Genomic DNA, 20,158 nt, shown 5'->3' on the forward strand with positions numbered 1-20,158 from the left:
TTAACGATCAGTCCAGACGCGGATAGGCATCGGCGATCTTGTCGCCGGTGAAATGCGCCACCCAGCCTTCCGGGTTGTCGAACACCCGGATCGCGGTAAAGTGCGGCGCCGAGCCCATATCGAACCAGTGACGGGTGTTGGCCGGCACTGAGATCAGATCGTTCTTTTCGCACAGGATCTGGAAGATCTTGCCGTCCAGATGCAGGCAAAACAGCCCCGCCCCTTCAACGAAAAAGCGCACTTCATCTTCGCCGTGCGTATGTTCGGACAGGAATTTTTCACGCAGCGCCTGGCGCTGTTCGTGGTCCGGTCGCATGCTGATCACGTCCCAGCTCTGGTAGCCCTTTTCCGCCACCAGCCGGTCGATCTCATGCTGGTAGGCGGCGATCACCGCCTCCGGCTGCGGATTGTCGCCCAGCTCGCGATCCGCCTGCCAACGCTCAAAGCGCACGCCGATCTGCGCCAGCTGGCGCTGGATTTCCTGCGCGTCGCGGCTCTGCCACAGCGGCTGCTGCGACGCTGTATCACTGAAAATGGTCAATCCACTCATGAGACAAACTCCCCTAAATCGATGTGATCAAAACGGCTGACCTGTGGATGCCGGCTTTGTGCGTCCGCCTCATCGCGGATCAGCTGGCAGGTATGCCAGCCGGCGGCCTGCGCCGCGTCCAGCTCCTGGTGGATATCGGACAGGAACAGCAGTTCGTCGGGCGCGATGCCGATAGCCTGCGCAATGTTGCGGTACGACGCGGTTTCACGCTTGGCGCCGACGTGCGTGTCGAAATAGCCGCTAAACAGCGGCTGCAGATCGCCGGCGTCGCTGTGGCCGAACAGCAGCTTCTGCGCCTCCACCGAACCGGAGGAATAGACGTAAAGCTGCAGCCCCTGACGCTGCCAGGCGGCCAGCTGCCCCGCGACCTCCGGGTACAGATGCCCGCGGAAATCCCCTTCGCGATAGCCGCTACGCCAGATGATGCCCTGCAGCGCCTTGAGCGCGGTGGATTTGCGGTCTTCATCCATAAAGCGGTACAGCGCGGCGATCAGCGCGTCGAGATCCGCCTGTGGCTGGTCAATTTCAGTGCGCAGCGCCGCCAGCGGCGCGGCGACTTCGCTCTCCGTGGCGTGACGGCGAACAAAATCCGCCAGCCGTTCACGGGCATAGGGAAACAGCACCTGATGCACGAAGCGAATATCGCTGGTGGTGCCTTCAATATCGGTCACGATAGCGCGGATCATTTCGCCTCCAGCAAGCGACGTTGCAGTTCACACTGGAACAGGAATTCCAGCCCTTCGAGATGGCGGCGGGCTTCCGCCACCTGGCTTCCCCAGCAATAGAGACCGTGGCCGCGCACCAGAAAACCGTACTGCAGCGGCGTGACTTCGGCATAGGCCGCCACGCGCGACGCCAGCCGGGGAATGTCCTGATCGTTATCGAAAATGGGGATCGCCACGCTGTCCAGGTGGCTGCGCTGGCCGGCGAGCGACTTTTGCATTTCGTACCCCTGCAGCACCAACGCATCGCCGCGTTCCACCCGCGACAACACGGTGGCGTTGACGGAATGGGTATGCAGCACCGCGCCAAGGTGCGGGTACAAGCGATAGAGCAGCGTATGCAGCCCGGTTTCCGCCGACGGCGTACGGCCGCTCGGCACATGATTGTCAGCAATATCCACCCGCAGAAAATCGGCGGCGCTCAGGCTGCCCTTGTCTTTGCCGGACTCGGTAACCAGGCATTGACGTTCGTCGAGGCGCAGCGACATGTTGCCGCCGGTCGCCGGACACCAGCCTTTGTCGCCAATCCAGTGGCAGGCCGCCAGTAACGCGGCAATTTGCGGATTCTCCGTCATTATTATCGTTTCCCGTTCGCTAAAGCAGTCAGCAGGCAGGCTAAGCACTTTTTCGCATTTAGCCATCTAAGCGTCTTGATTGCCAAATACTAGCATCGTGTTATATTGACGGCAATATAAGCGCCTGGAGTATTCACCTGCTATGAGCACTTCCGCATTGATTCCCGAAAGTAAACTGCCTGCCCTGGGCACCACCATCTTCACCCAGATGAGCGCGCTGGCGCAGCAACATCAGGCGATCAACCTGTCGCAGGGCTTCCCCGATTTCGACGGGCCGGACTACCTGAAAGCACGCCTGGCCTGGCATGTCGCCCAGGGCGCCAACCAGTATGCACCGATGACCGGCGTGGCGGCGCTGCGCGAAGCCATCGCCGACAAAACCGCCGAGCTGTATGGCTGGCAGCCGGACGCCACCGCCGAAGTGACCGTCACCGCCGGCGCTACCGAAGCGCTGTTCGCCGCCATCACGGCGCTGGTTCGCCCCGGCGATGAGGTGGTCTGTTTCGATCCGAGCTACGACAGCTACGCGCCGGCGGTGACGCTGGCCGGCGGCGTACTCAAACGCCTCGCCCTGCAGCCGCCCGCGTTTGCCGTGGATTGGCAACGGTTCGCCGCCGCGCTGTCGCCGCGCACCCGCCTGGTGATCGTCAATACGCCGCACAATCCGTCCGCCACCGCCTGGCAGGCGGAAGACCTGCAGCAGCTGTGGCACGCCATCGCCGAACGCGAGATCTACGTGCTCAGCGACGAAGTCTACGAACACATCTGCTTCGCCAAAGGCGGGCACGCCAGCGTATTGGCCCACCCGCAATTGCGCCAACGGGCGATCGCGGTGTCCTCCTTCGGTAAAACCTTCCACATGACCGGCTGGAAAGTGGGTTACTGCGTGGCGCCCACCACGCTGAGCGCCGAGGTGCGCAAGGTGCATCAATACCTGACCTTTTCGGTTAATACTCCGGCGCAGCTGGCGCTGGCGGATAGCCTGCGCGCCGAGCCGGAGCACTGGCGACAGCTGCCGGCATTCTACCGCGCCAAGCGCGACCGCTTCGTGCAAGCGCTGGCGAGCAGCCGACTGGAAATTTTACCCTGCGCCGGTACATACTTCTTGCTGGCGGACTACAGCGCCATCTCCGATCTGGACGATGTGGCGTTCTGCCATTGGTTAACCGAGCACGTGGGCGTGGCGGCCATTCCGCTGTCGGTCTTCTGTGCCGATCCTTTCCCCCATAAATTGATCCGGCTGTGCTTCGCTAAGCAGGACGCCACGCTGGATGCAGCTGCGGAGCGGTTATGTCGACTTTAAAAATTACCCTGTTGCAGCAACCGCTGGTCTGGCGCGACGGCCTTGCTAACCTGGCCGCCTTCGACGCGTTGCTGGCGCCGATCGTCGGGCGCGATCTCATCGTCTTGCCGGAAATGTTCACCACCGGTTTTGCCATGGATGCCGGCGAGAGCGCCCTGCCCGAACAGCAGGTGATCGACTGGCTGCACGGCTGGGCGGTGAAAAGCCACGCGTTGATCGGCGGCAGCGTGGCGCTGAAAACTGACGAGGGGGCGGTCAATCGCTTCCTGCTGGTGGAGCCGGGCGGCCAGGTGCACGCCTATGACAAACGCCATCTGTTCCGCATGGCCGGCGAACACCTGCACTACCAGGCCGGCAACCGGCGTGAAATCTTCGAGTGGCGCGGCTGGCGCATCCTGCCGCAGATCTGCTACGACCTGCGTTTCCCGGTCTGGGCGCGCTATCAGCAGGATTACGATCTGGCGCTGTATGTCGCCAACTGGCCGGCGCCGCGCAGCCGCCATTGGCAAACGCTGCTGGCGGCGCGGGCGATTGAAAATCAGGTGTATGTGGCAGGCTGCAACCGGGTGGGCGAAGATGCCAACGGCCTGAACTACAGCGGAGACAGCCTGATCATCAGCCCGCAGGGCGAGATCCTGGCGGATGCCGAGCCCGGCGCAGCCGCGCGGCTGGACGCCGAGCTGTCGCTGGAAAGCCTGCAGAGTTACCGCAGCGCCTTCCCGGCCTGGCGCGACGCCGACAGCTTTCTGCGTCTTGACTGATCAAACACTCTCCCAGCCGGCGATCATCAGGCAATAGGCCTGGATCGCCAGCGCCACGTCCGCCTGCCGCACCGCTTCGGCCGGATGATGGCTGACGCCGCCGGCGCAACGCACAAACAGCATGCCGACCGGCCAGTGCGCCGCCACGGCGATGGCGTCGTGTCCGGCGCCGCTCGGCAGCGCCAAACTCTGCCCCTGTACCTGCTCGACGGCCGCCTGCCAGCGGCGCTGCAGATCGCTATCGCAGGCGGTGGCGTCGATGCGATAAAACGCCTCGCTGGCGAAGCGCACTCCGCGCCGCGCGCAGATCGCTTGCGCCTGCGCCAGCAACGCCGTCAATAGCGTCGCCAGCGGTGCATCCTGCGGGCCGCGCACGTCGAGCGTCAAGCGCACCTCGCCGGGGATCACGTTGACCGCGCCCGGCAGGCTCTCGATGCAGCCCACGGTGGCCACCAGGTGCGGATCGGCGGCGCAGGTCAGGGTTTCTACCGCCATCATCCATTCCGCCGCGGCCGCCAACGCATCTTTGCGCTGCCCCATCGGCACCGTGCCGGCGTGGCCCGCCTCCCCGCTAAAGACACAGTTAAGCCGACGCGCGCCGTTGATCGCCGTCACCACCCCCAGCGCCAGGTCGGCCGCCTCCAGGCACGGGCCCTGTTCGATATGCAGCTCAAAATAGGCGCGGATGTCGTGTGGCGCACGGCGCGCCTGTAGAATCGCCGCCGGATCCAGCCCGAAGTCACGCATCGCCTGCGCGATGCTAACGCCGTCGGCATCGGTACGCACCAGCCACTCTGCAGACCACTGGCCGGTCAGGCCGCGGCTGCCGAGCAGCGTCACGCCGAAGCGCGCCCCCTCTTCATCCGCAAAACCGATCACCTCCAGCGCCAACGGCAATCGGCGCCCCTGGCGGTGATAGCGCGCCACCACTTCCAGCGCCGTAAGCACGCCGAGCATGCCGTCATAGCGCCCGGCGTTACGCACCGTGTCCAGATGCGAACCGAGCAGCAGCGCGGGGGCGCCGGGCGTTAAACCTTCATAGCGGCCGCAGATATTGCCGACGCTGTCCTGCCAAACCGCCATGCCGCTCTCGCGCATCCATTCGCCAACCTGCCGGTTGGCGCGCCGATGTTCCGCTGAAAGATAAAGGCGCGTGAGCCGATCGGGCTCCGCGCTGATCGCCGCCAGCTCGTCACAGCGCGCCATCACTCGTACGGCGGCCTGCTGCGCCTCCAGCGGCGTCATCCATGATGTCCCGCATCATAAACGTTCCAGGCGGCCTGCAATGCCTCGCCCTGCCTACTGGCGAAACCGAGGCGGTTCAACACCGCCTCCAGCGCCGCCAGCGTTTGCAGCACGCAATCCTTGCGCGCGTTGTAGCCCATGGTGCCGATGCGCCAGATTTTTCCCTGCAGCGGGCCGAACGAGGTGCCGATCTCGATGGCGAAGTCGTTCAGCATCATCTGCCGCACCTGTTCGCCATGTACCTGCGGCGGGATCATCACGCCGAGCACGTTATTCATGCGGTGTTCAAGATCGCCGAATACCGCCAGCCCCATGCCCCGGATGCCCGCCAGCAGCGCCGCGCCGTGCAGCCGGTGGCGGGCGATGGCGTGCTCCAGCCCTTCTTCGAGGATCACCCGCGCACATTCCCGCGCCGCGAACAGCATGCTGGTGGCTTCGGTATGGTGATTGAGGCGCTCCGGTCCCCAATAATCCATGATCATGCCGATGTCGAAATAGTTGGAGTAGATCATCTCGTCGTCGCCGTCGGCGTGCTCGGCGGTTCGGATCCCCTGCTCCACGCATTTACGGCGGCGCACGATCTCTTCAAACTGCGGGCTGAGGGTGACCGGTGAACTGCCGGAGGGGCCGCCCAGGCACTTCTGCAGCCCAGCAGAGACCGCATCCAGCCCCCAGGCGTCGGTCTCCAGCGGGTTGCCGCCGAAGGAAGCGGTCGCATCGGTGTAAAACAGCACGCCGTGGCGGCGGCAGATATCACCCAGCTCATGCAGCGGCTGCAGCATGGTGGTGGACGTGTCGCCCTGCACCGTCAGCAGCAGGCGCGGACGCACCCGCTTAATCGCGTCTTCGATGCGATCGGCGCTGAACACCTCACCCCACGGTACCTCGATCGTATGCACCTCGGCACGGCAACGGCGGGCGATCTCGCACAGCAGATGTCCGAAGCGGCCAAATACCGGCACCAGCACCTTATCGCCCGGGCGAATGGCGGAAACCAGCAGCGCTTCGATGCCGGCGCGCGAGGTGCCGTCCACCAGCATCGTCCAGCGGTTTTCGGTGCGGAACAGCGCGCGATACAGCGCCATGACCTGATTCATGTAACCGGTCATCGCCGGATCGTACTGGCCGATCAGCTGGCTCGACATGGCGCGCAGCACGCGCGGATCGGCGTTGATCGGCCCCGGCCCCATCAGCAGGCGCGCCGGCGGGTTAATCTGATCGAATTGCGAGATATCCAACATGTTCATTCCCTGTCAGCTTAGTAAGTTATTGAGTTATGCCTTCAGCGTCGACATGACGTTTGTTTGCTGCCCAACAGCCTACTCCCGATAGGGATTCAGTTGAAACAAAAGATTCTTATGATCAATTAATGAAACCAAAGTAACACAATGAGGTGACCGATCCGCCTTAAACGGCGGAGGGGGAAGGAAGGAATATGATCTGCCGTGCTTAACGCAGCTCCAGTTCGTCCAGCGTCTGGAACAGTTCAGCGACGTGATGAATGCGCTGTCGCCCCTGCGCCAGCCTCTCATGCAGCAACGCATTGCTGAGCAAACTGGCCAGGCTCATGGCGGCGGCATAGCTGTCGAAGGCCGACACGCTGTCGAGCGGCACGGTCAAGTGCCAGCTGGCCAACGAAAACAGCGCCTGCGCCTGCGGTTCGCAGATCAGCAGCGTCGGCACCCCGCGGCTTTGCAACAGCGTCAACACCGCCTTTATCTGGCGCGGCCGGCGGCGGAACGCCACCACCACCGCCATGTCCTGCGGTGTCAGCCCCGCCAGATCTTCCGCCAGCGTCTGCCCCGGCTGCGGCGCCAGCAGCACCTGTTCACGCACCTGCATCAGTTGCTGACGCAGGTGCATCGCCACCGGATAGCTGTTGCGCAGCCCCAACAGCATCACGCCGCGCGCCCGCGCCAGCGCGGCGATGGTCGCACTGAACTGTTCGGCATCGATCTGCTTTACCCAACGGGTGAGATTGGCCATTTCCTGCTTATAGTGCCGCGCCAGCAGCGTATCGCCCTGCACCGCATCGCGGCTATCGGTCAGCGGCATGCCACTCTGGCGCAGGGTGCGCAGCTCATCGCGCATGGCGCGGTAGTTGGGGTAGCCCAGCCGTTTGAACAAGCGGCTGACCGTGGCTTTGGAAACGCCGCTCAGGCGCGCCAGCTCGGCGCTGTTGTAGCCGATCAAATCGTCATAGTGATCGAAGATGAAGTCGGCCACCCGCTGCTCCTGCGGCGTCAGCTGTGGGTAGTCGCGGCGCAGACGTTCGTCGAACCGTTGCATTATTGTTCTCGCTGTAACCTTTGTTTCAGCGGAACATAGCACGGCCGAACTACCCGCTGGCAAGCGATTATTCGTTGATGGGAAATAACCGCGGCCAGCCCCTCTTCGGCAGCGTCGCCGGAAAAGGGCGGCGCATTCAGCACCAGTAGGCCATAAAGTTAACGGTAGCGCGGTCCAGATCGCGTTCGCCGATCAGATAACGGCGCAGGGTTTTCACCGCCGAAGACTCGGCCGCCACCCAGGCATAGAAAGCGTTGCCGCCCGCCGCCCGCTCCCACAACACCTCATCGCTCAGGCTGCTTTCCGCCAAAGACTGCGCTTGCGCGCACGCCGAAGCGGGAATATCCACCCGCTGGCGCACCGCTTCCGCCAACAACGTGCCATGCGCCAACTGGCGGCCCACATCGCGCGGCAGCCAGTAAACCTCGGCGAACGGGAAGCGGGTCAAATCCAGGCAATCCCCCGCCTGCGGCACTTCGAAGAATGCCTGCACGCGCGGCGGATTGGTCTGCTGCGCCAATTGCTCCAGAATGCCCATCGCCGCCGGCACGGCCGTTTCATCGGCGATCAACAGCGCCTGCTGCAACTGCGCCGGCGGCGCCCATTCGTAGCCGCCGCTGTCGCCGTCGAAGTCAGCGTTGGGGGCGACGGTCTGAATGGCATCACCCGGCTCGGCATGAGTCGCCCAGGCGGAGGCCGGGCCGTTCACGCCATGCAGCACGAACTCGACGTCCATCTGATTCTGCTCACGGCGCAGCGCACGCAGCGTATAAGTGCGCATCACCGGGCGCCGCTCTTTGGGGATCGCCATGTAATCGCCATACCAGTCCGGGCTATTGGCCAACTGCGGGATCTGGCCGTCCGCCGCCGGGAACAGCAGTTTGATGCGCTGATCCGGCGCTTCCAACTTCATCCGATGAATATCCGCACCTTCAAACACGCAGCGCACCAGCGAAGGTGAAATCAGCGTTTTGCTTTTCAAGGTGATATCAAAAATTCTGTAGCTGGCGGACATGTTCTCGTTTCTCCGGCAACGGCTGTCGCTTGAACGTATGGCCGATCGGCTGCCGTGTTGACGGCGTGGGTTGCTCGATCGCGCAGCGGGTAAAATGTTAATAAAACTAATTAATTACGTTAATGTATCGCAAAAAATCATATCATGATTTTATTGATAACAAGAAACGTTATTGATAAAAGAATCATTCTCAAAAATAACGCAATAACAATATCACCTGGGAAATAAATAACGATGAAACGCAAACACCTTTGGGTTTTGAATCCTTGTCTGCTGGCGATGCTTGCGCCGACGGCTTGGGCAGAAGATCAGAAAGCCGGCGCCGAAGAGCAGATGGTGGTCTCCGCCAGCCGTTCACACCGCAGCACGGCGGAAATGGCGCAAACCACCTGGGTGATCGAAAGCCAGGAGATCGAACAGCAGGTTCAGGGCGGCAAAGAGATCAAGGACATGTTGGCGCAGCTGATCCCCGGCATGGACGTCAGCGGCCAGGGCCGCACCAACTATGGCATGAATATGCGCGGCCGCTCGATGATGGTGATGATTGACGGCGTGCGCCTGAACTCATCGCGCAGCGACAGCCGCCAGTTGGATTCGATCGATCCGTTCAATATCGATCATATCGAGGTGATTTCCGGCGCGACCTCGCTGTACGGCGGCGGCAGCACCGGCGGCCTGATCAATATCGTCACCAAAAAAGGACAACAGGAACAGCAGGTCGAGTTGCAGGTCGGCGGTAAAACCGGCTTTGGCGGCCATAACGATCACGACGAGAACGTGGCGGCGGCGGTCAGCGGCGGCAACGACAACGCCTCTGGGCGCCTGTCCGTTTCTTACCAGCGCTATGGCGGCTGGTATGACGGCAAAGGCAATGAGGTATTGATCGACAATACCCAAACCGGCCTGCAGTATTCCGATCGCCTCGACGTGATGGGCACCGGCACCCTCAACATCGACGATCATCAACAGCTGCAGCTGACCACCCAATACTACAAAAGCCAATCCGACGGCGATCACGGCCTGTTCCTGGGAGAGAACTTTGCGGCGGTGACCGGCAACGCCAAGGCATATAACAGCGGTAACTTAAATTCCGACCGCATCCCCGGCACCGAGCGCCACCTGATCAACCTGCAATATTCCAACACAGATTTCCTCGGCCAGGATCTGGTGGCGCAGGTCTACTACCGCGACGAAACGTTGACCTTCTACCCGTTCCCGACGCTCGCGGGCAAAGCACCGAACTATTACGTCAGCAGCATTGGCGCTTCGCAGCAAAAAACCGATTTCTACGGTGGCAAGCTGACGTTAAACAGCAAACCTGTCGATGCACTGACGCTGACTTACGGCATTGACGCCGAGCATGAAAGCTTCAACGCCAACCAGCAGTTCTTCAACCTGGCTAAGGCTCAGCAGTCGGGCGGCATGACGCTGGAGAACGCTTACAGCACCGGCCGCTACCCGAGCTATACCACCAGCAACCTGGCGTCGTTCCTGCAGGCCAGCTACGACATCAACCCGATCTTCACCCTGAGCGGCGGCGTGCGTTATCAGTACACCGAAAACAAGATTGATGACTTCGTCGGTTATAACCAGCAGCAGGCAATCGCCACCGGCGCCGCGACGTCCGCCGACGCTATACCGGGCGGGAAAACCGACTACAACAACGCGCTGTTCAATGCCGGCCTGCTGGCACATCTGACCGAGCGCCAGCAAACCTGGTTCAACTTCTCTCAGGGCTTTGAGATCCCGGATCCGGGCAAATATTACGGTAACGGCACCTACGCGTTGAACGGCGGACATTACCAGTTGCTGAAGAGCGTTAACGTCGGCGATTCCAAGCTGGAAGGCATCAAGGTCAATGCCTACGAGCTGGGCTGGCGCTATACCGGCGATAATCTGCGCACGCAAATCGCCGCCTACTACTCGCTGTCCGACAAGAGCATCGCCATCAACAAAACCGACATGACCATTAACGTCAATGCGGATAAGCGCCGCATCTATGGGCTGGAAGGGGCCGTGGACTACTTCTTTGAAGACAGCGACTGGAGCGCCGGCACCAACTTCAACGTTATCCGATCCGAAACCAAGGTCAACGGCGAATGGAAGAAGCTGGTAGTCGATACCGCCAGCCCATCGAAAGTCACCGCTTATGTCGGCTGGGCGCCGGGCGACTGGAATCTGCGTTTACAGTCGCAGCAAACCTTCGACGTGTCGGACGATGGCGATTACACCAAGGCCAATTCCACCCAGGGCCGCAAAATCGATGGCTACAACACCCTCGATTTCCTCGGCAGCTATACCCTGCCGGTAGGGAAAATCAGCTTCAGCGTGGAAAACTTGCTGGACAAGGAATACACCACCGTTTGGGGCCAACGCGCGCCGATCCTGTACAGCCCGACCTACGGATCGCCTGAGCTGTACAGCTATAAAGGCCGCGGACGCACCTTCGGCTTGAACTATTCGGTGTTATTCTGAGGATAAGGGGCCGGTCTGCCGGCCCCGTTCATTGGGCCGCGCCGTTTTTCAGAGAACGGAAACGACGAAGCCCTGAGTTATCGCTAACTCAGGGCTTCTGAATAGTGGCGGAACGGACGGGGCTCGAACCCGCGACCCCCTGCGTGACAGGCAGGTATTCTAACCAACTGAACTACCGCTCCGCGCCATTCCCTCTTGCGGGGGAACGAGGCGCATATTACGGACGCCTCTCGGTTCCGTCAACGCCTTTTTCTCCGCAAATGAACCGTTTGCACAGTTTTTCAACGAAGATTCATCCAGTGAGGTTTTTTCACGCAAAAACGCCGTTATTCCGCCGGCGCCCCGCGCCACAGGCAGCTACCGCCCTTCTTCGCCACCAGATCCAGACGCGCCTCATGCGCCTTCACTTCTTCGTCGCTGGCGTAGACCACTTTCATCGCCGTCGCCGGGCGGACAATGCGTTGTATTTCTTGCGCGGCGTCATTTTGCTGGGTATCCCCCTCCATCTGGAACGCTATCGAGGTCTGACCGCCGGTCATCGCCAGATAAACTTCCGCCAGGATCTCGGCATCGAGCAATGCGCCGTGCAGCGTACGCTTGCTGTTGTCTATCTCATAACGGCTGCACAAGGCATCGAGGTTGTTGCGCTTGCCCGGGAACAGGCGACGCGCCATCAACAGGCTGTCGGTGATGGTGCAGAAGGTCTCGGTCTTCGGGATGCCCTGCTGCAACATGCGGAATTCGTGATCCATAAAGCCGATATCGAACGCCGCGTTATGGATCACCAGCTCGCCGCCGCGGATAAAGTCGAGGAATTCCTCGGCAACCTGATCGAAGGTCGGCTTGTCGGCCAGGAAGTCGTCGCTGATGCCGTGTACGCCGTAGGCTTCCGGATCCACCAGCCGATCCGGCTTGATGTATACGTGGAAGTTGCGCCCGGTCAGGCGGCGGTTAATCACCTCCACCGCACCGATTTCGATGATGCGGTGCCCTTCGTAGTGCACCCCAAGCTTGTTCATACCGGTGGTTTCGGTATCGAGGACAATCTGTCTGGTGGTTGTAGAGATCATATTGCAGTGCTCACAGCGCTCGTTTATGTCAGACTTGGCTTTTATAAAACTGATAGGAAGAGTCTACCAGAGATGCTCAAACAGGTAGAAATTTTCACCGACGGCTCCTGCCTTGGCAACCCCGGCCCCGGTGGCTACGGCGCGATACTGCGCTATAAGCAGACGGAAAAAACCTTCAGCGAAGGATTCCGTCTGACCACCAATAACCGCATGGAAATGATGGCGGCGATCGTGGCGCTGGAAGCGCTGACCGTGCCCTGCGCCGTGACGCTCAGCACCGACAGCCAGTACGTGCGCCAGGGCATCACCAGCTGGATCCATAACTGGAAGAAACGCGGTTGGAAAACCGCCGACAAAAAACCGGTCAAAAATGTCGATCTGTGGCAGCGGCTGGATCAGGCCATTCAGCGCCACGAGGTGAAGTGGGAATGGGTCAAGGGCCACGCCGGCCATCCGGAGAACGAACGTTGTGACGTGCTGGCGCGTGAAGCGGCCGGTAAACCGACGCAGGAAGACGTCGGTTACCAACCGGAAGCCTAAGGCAGCTTGCGATAGCTCTTGGTCGCGCCCACCGCGCGGCTGAGAGACGGCTTTCTCGCCCCCAGTTTCATCGGCGTGGGCGTCAGCGGCAAGGTGCGCTTACGCGCCACAATCACGCTCATGCAGCCCAGCGCCGGCAAATGGGTGCATAAAAATTTGCCGCCCTTGCGGTGCCACGGCAGTACGTGAAAACGCGCCTGGTGCAACACCTCGTAATTCAGCAGACTGAGCCAATCCAGCAGCCGCATCTGGGTAAACATGCGGCTGACATAGGGCTGGCGACGACGCAACCCGGGCGCCAGCTTGCCCAACCCCAGCAGGCTGAACGGATTGAAACTGCTGATGACCAACCAGCCGTCGTCGATCAACACCCTGTCCACCTCACGCAGCATGCGGTGCGGATCGTCCGCATAGGACAGCGTATGCGCCAACAGGCAGGCATCTACCGACTTGGCGGCAAACGGCAGTTGATAAGCATCGGCGACCACCTGCAGCCCTTCCCCCTCCAGCCCTACGTTAACCTGATGGGAGATTGCACATTTATCCGTGGCCAGCTCGGCGCTGAGCATGCCCATCTTCAGCAGATGGAAACCGAACAGCTTGGGCCACCAGGGTTGCAACTGCCGCTCGAGCGCTTCACGATAGTACTCCCCCCACGGCAGCTCAGCCCAGGACTGCGGGCCGGTGAGCTTTTGTAGAGTATGGGCTGGTTTCATGATTTATTATCTTCTTTCAAGCCGTTGCCAACGAGAGGTACACCATGAATCTTATCAGCATTCCCGCCTTCCAGGACAATTACATTTGGTTATTGGATGACCGACAGGGGCGCTGCATTATCGTCGATCCGGGTGAAGCGCAGCCGGTACTTGAAGCGTTGCAGCGCCTGCAGCTGGCGCCGGCGGCGATCCTGCTGACTCACCATCATCACGATCACGTCGGCGGCGTGGCGCAGATTGTCGCGCAGTACCCCGGCCTGGCCGTCTATGGGCCGCAGGAAACCGCGGACAAAGGCGCCAACCACATCGTCCATGACGGCGACACCTTTGATATCGATGGCCGCCAATACAGGACTATCGCCGTTCCCGGCCATACGCTGGGCCATGTGGCATTCTATAGTGCCCCTTATCTGTTCTGCGGCGACACCATTTTCTCCGCCGGCTGCGGCAGGCTGTTTGAAGGCACCGCCAAACAAATGTACGACTCATTTCAACAACTCGCGCAACTTCCCGATAACACCTTAATTTGCTGCGCGCATGAATATACTCTTTCAAATCTTAAGTTTGCGCGGGCTATTTTGCCGGAAGATCGAGAGATTGAAACATATCAACAACATGTTGAAGCGTTAAGGGCAAAAGGCCAAGCCAGCGTGCCGACTACATTGCAATTAGAGCGCAAAATTAACCTGTTTTTACGTTGCCATGATACTGATTTACAAAAGAAATTAGGCTTTAATTCACCACCGAAAAGCCTTCATTCAGTTTTTTCCGAATTACGCCTGCGGAAAGATAACTTCTAAGCTTTTAGTTGTGTTATTTGGCGAAGCAAAGTATTATTGCTCGTCTTTTAAGCAACTACATTGACACACACATGAAGGCTAAAGCGATATTTCTCGCCTCAGTCTTGCTAGTGGGTTGCCAGTCGTCCAGGCAGGACGCACCGGCGCCAGAACAGCATGCACAGAGTTTGTCTTCGGCTGGTCAAGATGGTGAAGCAGGAGAGTACACAGCAAATGGCCGAGCGAGCTCGGCGCGGTGGTTGGATAACAACAGTCCCGCCGCGCAACAGGACCTGTGGAACTTCATTAGCGACGAGCTGAAGATGGAGGTTCCGGAAAATTCCCGGATCCGTGATCAGAAAAGAAAGTACTTAAAAAGTAAGAGCTATCTCCACGATGTAACATTACGGGCAGAGCCGTACATGTACTGGATAGTCGGGCAGATTAAGAAACGTAATATGCCGATGGAACTGGTACTGCTACCCATAGTGGAGAGCGCTTTTGACCCACACGCCACGTCAAGTGCCAACGCCGCAGGGCTATGGCAAATCGTGCCGCAAACGGGTCGCAATTATGGTTTGAAAAACAATCAGTGGTATGACGGCCGACGCGATGTCGTCGCCTCGACAACCGCTGCGCTTAACATGATGCAGCGCTTGAACCGCATGTTTAACGGCGACTGGTTACTGACCGTAGCCGCCTATAACAGTGGTGAAGGCCGCGTGATGCAAGCGGTGAAGGCAAACAAACGCCAGGGTAAGCCAACCAATTTCTGGGCATTGTCGCTTCCGCGTGAAACGTCAATCTATGTCCCGAAAATGCTGGCGCTGAGCGACATCATCAAGAACAGCAAGAAGTACGGCGTTAAACTCCCGAAAACGGATGAAACCCGTGCGCTTGCGCGTATCGATGTCGGACAGCAGATCCAGCTGACTCAGGCGGCTGAGATGGCAGGGCTTTCAGTCACCAAGATGAAAGCGTATAACCCAGGCTACAAAAAAGGTGTTACGGCACCCAACGGGCCCCATTACATCATGGTTCCCAAAGGACATGCCGAGCAACTGAAAGACTCGCTGGCCGATGGCCAGATCGCCGTGACTCAGCCAACGACGCAGTTGGCGAAGAACAGCGGTTTGACCGGTGGCAGTTCGTATAAAGTGCGCTCCGGCGACACCTTATCGGGCATTGCCAAGCGGCTGAACGTTAAGACCAGCGATTTGCAGAGTTGGAACAACTTACGCGCCAAGAGCGCCATAAAAGTTGGGCAAACCCTGCAAGTGGCCAGCAATACTGGCAGTAACAGCAGTATCACCTACCAGGTTCGTAAAGGTGATTCGCTCGCCAGTATCGCACGTCGTCACGGCGTCGATATTAACGACGTGATGCGTTGGAATTCAACGCTCGCCAAAGGCAACCTGCAGCCAGGTCTGAAGCTGACCCTGTTTGTCGGCAACAAGTTAACGCCGGATACTTAAATGTTCGGCACAAAAAAAGCACCCTTCGGGGTGCTTTTTTATTAGCTGCGATTCACCATACCGGCGAGTCTTTCTCCGGATGAAACTCCACCAACAGCGGGTTGTGATCCGACGCGCTGGTCACCAGCACCGACGCCTCCACCACCCCCAGATTGCGGTAAAATACGAAATCCAGTGGACGCCCGAAGGCCTTGCGGCGATGGTCGTCGGTGAAACTCACCTCGCGCAGCGCCATCTCTCCGGCAAAGTCATACAGCGCATTGATGCGCTTGCGGCTCCAGGCGTTGAAATCCCCCGCCATAATCACCGGCCCCCGGTGACTGGCGATCTGTTCGCCTATCGGCCCCAACTGCTTGCTGTAGACGTCGACGCCCAGGCTAAAGTTCACCGCATGGATGTTCACCACCATCAACAGCTCGCCGTTGTACAGCGGATAAACGGTGATCAGGGCCGACTTGGACAGCCGCAGCAGCGGCTCTCGCTCGCGCAGCGGGCAACAGTAAACAGGATGAGCGGCCGCCAGCGTCATCACGCCGGAAGGGTGCTGCGGTAGCACAAAGGCCGGCACCTGATCGGCCGCCAGATAGTTGGCGGTAGCGTAGCTCACCAACTCTGGCGTGGTTTGCGCCTCTTGCAACAATACCAGCTGCGCGTCTTTGCCATGGTTTTTCAGCACCGAAAGCCAGTCGGCTCGCTGCTGTTTGAAAATATTCCACACCATAACGCGCAAGGCGCCGGTCGTCGGCAGCGCCGCCCCTGGCGGCAACGGCTGGTTAACGGCGCCAGGAAAGATTCGCTCAACTGGCTGACCTGCAACATACCTCATTGCATAAGTTCGTTTCGGCACGCGATTCGCCTATTACCCATTAACATGAAAACTGGCGATGAACACTCGCCAACGATGAATTGATTATACGCCTACCCTGCATAGAGGGCATGGCTTTTGCGGGCATCACCTTTTCAGTTATAGGGGCCGCCTGCAGCGATTTCAATCTTCTGACGGTATAGCTGTGTAAAGGTGAGGGGTAATAGGTGAAAAATGCGAAAAGGCCCGCAAAACGCGGGCCAGGCAGCAAGGGTTTTACGAATTAAGCCGTTTGCAGCTGAGACTTTTTATCCAGGCGGCCACTGAGGCTAACCAGCAACAATGCAACCACCACGATCAGCGCGCCAATCCAGGGGGTCTGCGCCAGCCCCAGTGAGGCAACAGTCTGGCCGCCTATCACCGAGCCGAGCGCAATGCCGATGTTGAACGCCGCGATGTTGAGACCGGACGCCACATCCACCGCATTTGGCGTGTATTGCGCGGCTTTCTGCACCACATACACCTGCAGCCCCGGCACGTTGCCGAAAGCGAACACACCCATCACAATCACCGTCAGCAAAGCGGCAATACTGTGACTGGCGGTAAACTGGAACAGCAGCAGCAAAACGGCCAGCGCGGCAAAGATAAAGCTCAACGCACGCACGGCCCCATGACGATCGGCCAGCTTGCCTCCCCAGATGTTACCCACCGCCACCGCGACGCCATAAGCCAACAGTATCCAGCTCACGGTCGGAGCAGAGAAGCCGGCCAATTCCTGCATCATCGGCGCAAGGAAGGTGAAAGTCGTGAAGACCCCGCCGTATCCCAATGCGGTAATCGCGTAAATCAGCAGCAGACGAGGATGAGTCAGCACTTTCAGCTGTTCCCGCACGCCGGCGCTGCCCTGGTTCTTGATATTGCTCGGCACCAAAATAATGCTGGCCAGCGTGGCGACAGCGCCAATCAGAGAAACGGCCAGGAAGGTCTCACGCCAGCCAAACTGCTGGCCGATGAACGTCCCCAGCGGTACGCCGGTCACCAGCGCCACCGTCAGGCCACCAAACATGATGGCGATGGCGGAGGCCGCCTTCTCTTTCGCCACCAGGCTAGTGGCGATAGTGGAACCGATAGAGAAGAACACGCCGTGCGCCAGGCCGGTCAACAACCGAGCCACTACCAGCGATTCATAACTGGGTGACTGCCAGGCTAGCAGGTTGCCGAGAGTGAACAGCACCATCAGGCCAACCAGCAGCAGTTTGCGCGGTATACGGCTGGTCAGGGCCGTCAGCACCGGCGCGCCAATGGCTACGCCGAGGGCATAGATAGTCACCAGCAACCCAGCGGACGGTACAGTCACTCCCAACTGCTCCGCGATAGTCGGAATCAACCCGACAATCACGAACTCGGTCGTGCCGATAGCAAAAGCGCTGATGGTTAAGGCAAGTAATGCGAGTGGCATTTTTTACTCCGAAATAGCATTCAAGTTGATGACGGCTATTATCGGCCTATGCTTAAATGATAAAAATGCTCAAAATTTCAAATTAACTTTGCCATTGGAGCAAAAATGAAAGCAAACTCAGACGAGCTGATCACCTTTGTCACCGTCGTGGAAAGCGGCAGTTTCAGCCGGGCGGCTGAACGCCTGGAACAAGCGAATTCCGTGGTTAGCCGAACGGTGAAAAAACTGGAAAGCAAACTGGGCGTTACGCTGCTCAACCGCACCACGCGCCAAATCAGCCTGACTCAGGAAGGAGAGAATTACTTTCGCCAGGTGCAGAAGGTACTGAACGATATGGCCGCGGCAGAAAATGCGCTGATGGAAAGCCGTCAACGCCCGCAAGGCCTGCTGCGCGTCGACGCGGCAACGCCGGTGGTGCTGCACATGCTGACGCCTTTAGTGGCGGAGTTCCGCGAACGTTATCCTGAAATGTCGTTATCGCTGGTGTCTTCGGAAAACTTTATCAATTTGATCGAGCGAAAAGTGGATATTGCGATCCGCGTAGGAGAGCTGACCGATTCCACGCTGAAAGCGCGCAAACTGATGACCAGCTACCGGCATGTGCTCGCCTCCCCCGCCTATCTGGCGCAGCACGGCACGCCGCTAACGGTAGAAGATCTTGCACATCACTGCTGCATCGGCTTCAACGACCTGCCCAGTTTGAACCGCTGGCCACTGGCTTGTTCAGATGGCAGCCAGTTGGAAATCACCCCCGGCTTGACCACTAATAGTGGAGAAACCCAGCGCCATCTCTGTCTGCATGGCAACGGTATCGCCTGCCTGTCGGACTTTATGAGCGACGAAGATATCAAACGTGGAGATTTGGTTCCGATTCTGGTGGATGCGACACTGCCGGTCGCCATGCCGATCAACGCGGTTTATTACAGCGACAGCGCCGTTAGCAACCGTCTGCGCAGCTTTATTGATTTTGTGAGTGAATACCTGAAACGATAAAAAAAGGCGCCCTGATGGACGCCTTATACTGACCACTGCGAGGAAAGATTAATCCCAGTTTGGCGCCAGGCCTTCCGGGCTAACCAGACGGCCGTTGCACTCCAGTGCGGCGATCTGCGCCATATCTTCGTCGGTCAGCGTCAGTTGCTGTGCCAACAGGTTGCTCGCCAGGTTTTCACGTTTGGTCGAGGAAGGAATAACTGCATAACCCAGCTTCAATGCCCAAGCCAGGACAACCTGTGCTGGAGTTGCATTGTGACGAGCGGCGATGCTTTTAATCGTTTCATCCTGCAGCGCTTTGCCATAGGCCAACGTCATGTAAGAGGTGATGGCGATGCCGTGCTGCTGCGCGAATTCTACCACCTTGCGGTTCTGCAAGAACGGTGACAGCTCGATTTGGTTGGTGGCGATTTCATCGGCGCCAGTCGCGTCAATCGCTTGCTGCATCAAGTCGATGGTGAAGTTAGATACGCCAATTTGGCGAGTCAGCCCCAGCTTTTTCGCTTCCAGCAACTCAGCCATAAATTCGGCAACTGGCACTTCGTCGTTGGGTGACGGCCAGTGGATCAGCGTCAGATCAACGTAGGAGGTTTGCAGTTTTTTCAAGCTTTCTTGCAGGCTTGGGATCAGTGTGCCTTTCGCCAGATTCGCGATCCAAATCTTGGTGGTGATGAACAGGTCTTCACGTTTCACGCCGCTGGCAGCGATAGCCTGGCCAACAGCCGCTTCGTTTTCATAGATCTGCGCGGTGTCGATAGTGCGATAGCCCAGCTCAAGTGCAGTGCTGACAGAATCGATAACAACCTGATCCTGAAGGCGGAAAGTACCTAAACCAAATGCAGGGATGCTCATAATGTTTTCTCTCATTAACAGGTAGATGTGGTATGAGGAAGATTATGGCAACTTTTTTATTGATCAAAAACGCCTGGTTCGGCATAAGACTTTTGATCTGAAGGCAATAATATGGAGAAAGGCGAGGCGGTAAAGAGGAACAATTCCAGTCTGAAAAGCGCAAAATGCAGATATGAAAAAGCCCTGAGTCGAAACCCAGGGCTTATCAATTAAGTGGCGGAACGGACGGGGCTCGAACCCGCGACCCCCTGCGTGACAGGCAGGTATTCTAACCAACTGAACTACCGCTCCACCGATTCTTTTACGTTGTATCTTTCGATACCGGCAATATCGCGCTCTGCGACTTGCGCATTACCAGTCGTCACACTGATAACGTTTATTTGATGCCTGGCAGTGTCCTACTCTCGCATGGGGAGACCCCACACTACCATCGGCGCTACGGCGTTTCACTTCTGAGTTCGGCATGGGGTCAGGTGGGACCACCGCGCTATTGCCGCCAGGCAAATTCGTTTCATTCCAACCGCTTCACTCTCG

The 20,158-nt window shown here is 58.8% G+C and carries 19 protein-coding genes, 2 tRNA genes and 1 rRNA gene; 7 read left to right on the forward strand and 15 right to left on the reverse strand.

Going from position 1 to position 20,158, the window contains the following annotated elements:
- Positions 1–7 precede the first annotated feature (7 nt).
- Genes ACMGF7_RS03570 through ACMGF7_RS03580 form a run of 3 tightly spaced genes read right to left on the reverse strand, consistent with a single transcriptional unit; the run spans position 8 to position 1,847 of the window.
- Positions 8–550: a 1,2-dihydroxy-3-keto-5-methylthiopentene dioxygenase gene (locus ACMGF7_RS03570; protein WP_049241352.1), complete on the reverse strand. Its 543-nt coding sequence runs from the start codon at positions 548–550 to the stop codon at positions 8–10.
- Positions 547–1,236: an acireductone synthase gene (mtnC, locus tag ACMGF7_RS03575; RefSeq protein WP_197800770.1), complete on the reverse strand. Its 690-nt coding sequence runs from the start codon at positions 1,234–1,236 to the stop codon at positions 547–549. The genes ACMGF7_RS03570 and mtnC overlap by 4 nt, the downstream gene beginning before the upstream one ends.
- Positions 1,233–1,847: a methylthioribulose 1-phosphate dehydratase gene (locus ACMGF7_RS03580; RefSeq protein WP_075685772.1), complete on the reverse strand. Its 615-nt coding sequence runs from the start codon at positions 1,845–1,847 to the stop codon at positions 1,233–1,235. Before ACMGF7_RS03580 ends, mtnC begins: the two co-directional genes overlap by 4 nt.
- A gap of 142 nt (positions 1,848–1,989) precedes the next feature.
- Here ACMGF7_RS03580 and ACMGF7_RS03585 point away from each other — a divergent pair, with 142 nt between their 5' ends.
- Together ACMGF7_RS03585 and ACMGF7_RS03590 are read left to right on the forward strand one after the other, a co-directional pair.
- Positions 1,990–3,150: a pyridoxal phosphate-dependent aminotransferase gene (locus tag ACMGF7_RS03585; RefSeq protein ID WP_171403020.1), complete on the forward strand. Its 1,161-nt coding sequence runs from the start codon at positions 1,990–1,992 to the stop codon at positions 3,148–3,150.
- Complete coding sequence (locus ACMGF7_RS03590) at positions 3,138–3,911, forward strand: amidohydrolase (protein WP_197842948.1); 774 nt, start codon at positions 3,138–3,140, stop codon at positions 3,909–3,911. The genes ACMGF7_RS03585 and ACMGF7_RS03590 overlap by 13 nt, the downstream gene beginning before the upstream one ends.
- Here ACMGF7_RS03590 and hpxK read toward each other — a convergent pair whose 3' ends face one another.
- The 4 genes from hpxK to ACMGF7_RS03610 all read right to left on the reverse strand — a co-directional run bounded on the left by hpxK (position 3,912) and on the right by ACMGF7_RS03610 (position 8,460).
- Positions 3,912–5,156: an allantoate amidohydrolase gene (gene hpxK, locus ACMGF7_RS03595; RefSeq protein ID WP_197842949.1), complete on the reverse strand. Its 1,245-nt coding sequence runs from the start codon at positions 5,154–5,156 to the stop codon at positions 3,912–3,914.
- Positions 5,153–6,397, reverse strand: coding sequence for a pyridoxal-phosphate-dependent aminotransferase family protein (locus tag ACMGF7_RS03600; RefSeq protein ID WP_015376720.1), 1,245 nt, complete (start codon positions 6,395–6,397; stop codon positions 5,153–5,155). Before ACMGF7_RS03600 ends, hpxK begins: the two co-directional genes overlap by 4 nt.
- 208 nt (positions 6,398–6,605) lie before the next feature.
- Positions 6,606–7,445 (reverse strand): MurR/RpiR family transcriptional regulator, encoded by an 840-nt coding sequence (locus tag ACMGF7_RS03605; protein ID WP_088381257.1) that lies wholly within the window; start codon positions 7,443–7,445, stop codon positions 6,606–6,608.
- Positions 7,446–7,581: 136 nt separating this feature from the next.
- Complete coding sequence (locus tag ACMGF7_RS03610; protein WP_049241344.1) at positions 7,582–8,460, reverse strand: siderophore-interacting protein; 879 nt, start codon at positions 8,458–8,460, stop codon at positions 7,582–7,584.
- A gap of 234 nt (positions 8,461–8,694) precedes the next feature.
- Between ACMGF7_RS03610 and ACMGF7_RS03615 the strand changes: the two genes are divergently transcribed.
- Positions 8,695–10,935: a TonB-dependent siderophore receptor gene (locus ACMGF7_RS03615; protein ID WP_049241342.1), complete on the forward strand. Its 2,241-nt coding sequence runs from the start codon at positions 8,695–8,697 to the stop codon at positions 10,933–10,935.
- Positions 10,936–11,040: 105 nt separating this feature from the next.
- On the opposite strand, the gene ACMGF7_RS03620 is transcribed toward ACMGF7_RS03615, so the two are convergent.
- Positions 11,041–11,117: transfer RNA gene (locus tag ACMGF7_RS03620), tRNA-Asp, on the reverse strand.
- Positions 11,118–11,261: 144 nt separating this feature from the next.
- Positions 11,262–12,005, reverse strand: a complete 744-nt coding sequence (gene dnaQ / locus ACMGF7_RS03625) for a DNA polymerase III subunit epsilon (protein ID WP_004930195.1) — start codon at positions 12,003–12,005, stop codon at positions 11,262–11,264.
- A gap of 72 nt (positions 12,006–12,077) precedes the next feature.
- Here dnaQ and rnhA point away from each other — a divergent pair, with 72 nt between their 5' ends.
- The gene (rnhA, locus tag ACMGF7_RS03630) at positions 12,078–12,545 is read left to right on the forward strand and encodes a ribonuclease HI (protein ID WP_004930193.1); all 468 of its coding nucleotides are present in this window, start codon (positions 12,078–12,080) and stop codon (positions 12,543–12,545) included.
- Here the strand turns inward: rnhA and ACMGF7_RS03635 are convergent.
- On the reverse strand, positions 12,542–13,261 hold the full coding sequence (locus tag ACMGF7_RS03635; RefSeq protein ID WP_004930191.1) for a class I SAM-dependent methyltransferase: 720 nt from the start codon (positions 13,259–13,261) through the stop codon (positions 12,542–12,544). The two genes, rnhA and ACMGF7_RS03635, sit on opposite strands and share 4 nt — an antisense overlap.
- A 44-nt stretch (positions 13,262–13,305) precedes the next feature.
- Between ACMGF7_RS03635 and gloB the strand changes: the two genes are divergently transcribed.
- Both gloB and mltD read left to right on the forward strand, forming a co-directional pair.
- Positions 13,306–14,061 carry a hydroxyacylglutathione hydrolase gene (gene gloB, locus ACMGF7_RS03640; RefSeq protein ID WP_015376716.1) on the forward strand — a complete coding sequence of 252 codons (756 nt, stop codon included), beginning with the start codon at positions 13,306–13,308 and terminating at the stop codon, positions 14,059–14,061.
- Between the two features lie 71 nt (positions 14,062–14,132).
- On the forward strand, positions 14,133–15,515 hold the full coding sequence (gene mltD / locus ACMGF7_RS03645) for a murein transglycosylase D (protein ID WP_004930188.1): 1,383 nt from the start codon (positions 14,133–14,135) through the stop codon (positions 15,513–15,515).
- 52 nt (positions 15,516–15,567) lie between these two features.
- On the opposite strand, the gene ACMGF7_RS03650 is transcribed toward mltD, so the two are convergent.
- Both ACMGF7_RS03650 and ACMGF7_RS03655 read right to left on the reverse strand, forming a co-directional pair.
- Positions 15,568–16,362, reverse strand: coding sequence for an endonuclease/exonuclease/phosphatase family protein (locus tag ACMGF7_RS03650; RefSeq protein WP_025160092.1), 795 nt, complete (start codon positions 16,360–16,362; stop codon positions 15,568–15,570).
- A gap of 241 nt (positions 16,363–16,603) precedes the next feature.
- Positions 16,604–17,779: an MFS transporter gene (locus ACMGF7_RS03655; RefSeq protein WP_049241338.1), complete on the reverse strand. Its 1,176-nt coding sequence runs from the start codon at positions 17,777–17,779 to the stop codon at positions 16,604–16,606.
- A 105-nt stretch (positions 17,780–17,884) separates the two neighbouring features.
- Between ACMGF7_RS03655 and yafC the strand changes: the two genes are divergently transcribed.
- Positions 17,885–18,772 carry a DNA-binding transcriptional regulator YafC gene (gene yafC, locus ACMGF7_RS03660; protein WP_049241337.1) on the forward strand — a complete coding sequence of 296 codons (888 nt, stop codon included), beginning with the start codon at positions 17,885–17,887 and terminating at the stop codon, positions 18,770–18,772.
- Between the two features lie 48 nt (positions 18,773–18,820).
- On the opposite strand, the gene dkgB is transcribed toward yafC, so the two are convergent.
- The 3 genes from dkgB to rrf form a co-directional block, all read right to left on the reverse strand.
- Positions 18,821–19,624 (reverse strand): 2,5-didehydrogluconate reductase DkgB, encoded by an 804-nt coding sequence (gene dkgB, locus ACMGF7_RS03665; protein WP_420286356.1) that lies wholly within the window; start codon positions 19,622–19,624, stop codon positions 18,821–18,823.
- A gap of 214 nt (positions 19,625–19,838) precedes the next feature.
- Positions 19,839–19,915: transfer RNA gene (locus ACMGF7_RS03670), tRNA-Asp, on the reverse strand.
- A 94-nt stretch (positions 19,916–20,009) separates the two neighbouring features.
- Positions 20,010–20,125: ribosomal RNA gene (gene rrf, locus ACMGF7_RS03675) — 5S ribosomal RNA — on the reverse strand.
- Between the last annotated feature and the right edge of the window lie 33 nt (positions 20,126–20,158).

The sequence above is a fragment of the Serratia sp. BNK-17 genome (assembly GCF_048684935.1).
Classification (GTDB): domain Bacteria; phylum Pseudomonadota; class Gammaproteobacteria; order Enterobacterales; family Enterobacteriaceae; genus Serratia; species Serratia nematodiphila.

What these genes read in the sequence shown, in the direction of transcription:
- ACMGF7_RS03610 (WP_049241344.1), bottom strand. Translation starts at nt 8,460, where the DNA reads ATGTCCGCCAGCTACAGAATTTTTGATATCACCTTGAAAAGCAAAACG.
- dnaQ (WP_004930195.1), bottom strand. Translation starts at nt 12,005, where the DNA reads ATGATCTCTACAACCACCAGACAGATTGTCCTCGATACCGAAACCACC.
- ACMGF7_RS03570 (WP_049241352.1), bottom strand. Translation starts at nt 550, where the DNA reads ATGAGTGGATTGACCATTTTCAGTGATACAGCGTCGCAGCAGCCGCTG.
- ACMGF7_RS03585 (WP_171403020.1), top strand. Translation starts at nt 1,990, where the DNA reads ATGAGCACTTCCGCATTGATTCCCGAAAGTAAACTGCCTGCCCTGGGC.
- gloB (WP_015376716.1), top strand. Translation starts at nt 13,306, where the DNA reads ATGAATCTTATCAGCATTCCCGCCTTCCAGGACAATTACATTTGGTTA.
- mltD (WP_004930188.1), top strand. Translation starts at nt 14,133, where the DNA reads ATGAAGGCTAAAGCGATATTTCTCGCCTCAGTCTTGCTAGTGGGTTGC.
- ACMGF7_RS03605 (WP_088381257.1), bottom strand. Translation starts at nt 7,445, where the DNA reads ATGCAACGGTTCGACGAACGTCTGCGCCGCGACTACCCACAGCTGACG.
- ACMGF7_RS03580 (WP_075685772.1), bottom strand. Translation starts at nt 1,847, where the DNA reads ATGACGGAGAATCCGCAAATTGCCGCGTTACTGGCGGCCTGCCACTGG.
- rnhA (WP_004930193.1), top strand. Translation starts at nt 12,078, where the DNA reads ATGCTCAAACAGGTAGAAATTTTCACCGACGGCTCCTGCCTTGGCAAC.
- hpxK (WP_197842949.1), bottom strand. Translation starts at nt 5,156, where the DNA reads ATGACGCCGCTGGAGGCGCAGCAGGCCGCCGTACGAGTGATGGCGCGC.
- ACMGF7_RS03615 (WP_049241342.1), top strand. Translation starts at nt 8,695, where the DNA reads ATGAAACGCAAACACCTTTGGGTTTTGAATCCTTGTCTGCTGGCGATG.
- yafC (WP_049241337.1), top strand. Translation starts at nt 17,885, where the DNA reads ATGAAAGCAAACTCAGACGAGCTGATCACCTTTGTCACCGTCGTGGAA.
- dkgB (WP_420286356.1), bottom strand. Translation starts at nt 19,624, where the DNA reads ATGAGCATCCCTGCATTTGGTTTAGGTACTTTCCGCCTTCAGGATCAG.
- ACMGF7_RS03635 (WP_004930191.1), bottom strand. Translation starts at nt 13,261, where the DNA reads ATGAAACCAGCCCATACTCTACAAAAGCTCACCGGCCCGCAGTCCTGG.
- ACMGF7_RS03655 (WP_049241338.1), bottom strand. Translation starts at nt 17,779, where the DNA reads ATGCCACTCGCATTACTTGCCTTAACCATCAGCGCTTTTGCTATCGGC.
- ACMGF7_RS03590 (WP_197842948.1), top strand. Translation starts at nt 3,138, where the DNA reads ATGTCGACTTTAAAAATTACCCTGTTGCAGCAACCGCTGGTCTGGCGC.
- mtnC (WP_197800770.1), bottom strand. Translation starts at nt 1,236, where the DNA reads ATGATCCGCGCTATCGTGACCGATATTGAAGGCACCACCAGCGATATT.
- ACMGF7_RS03600 (WP_015376720.1), bottom strand. Translation starts at nt 6,397, where the DNA reads ATGTTGGATATCTCGCAATTCGATCAGATTAACCCGCCGGCGCGCCTG.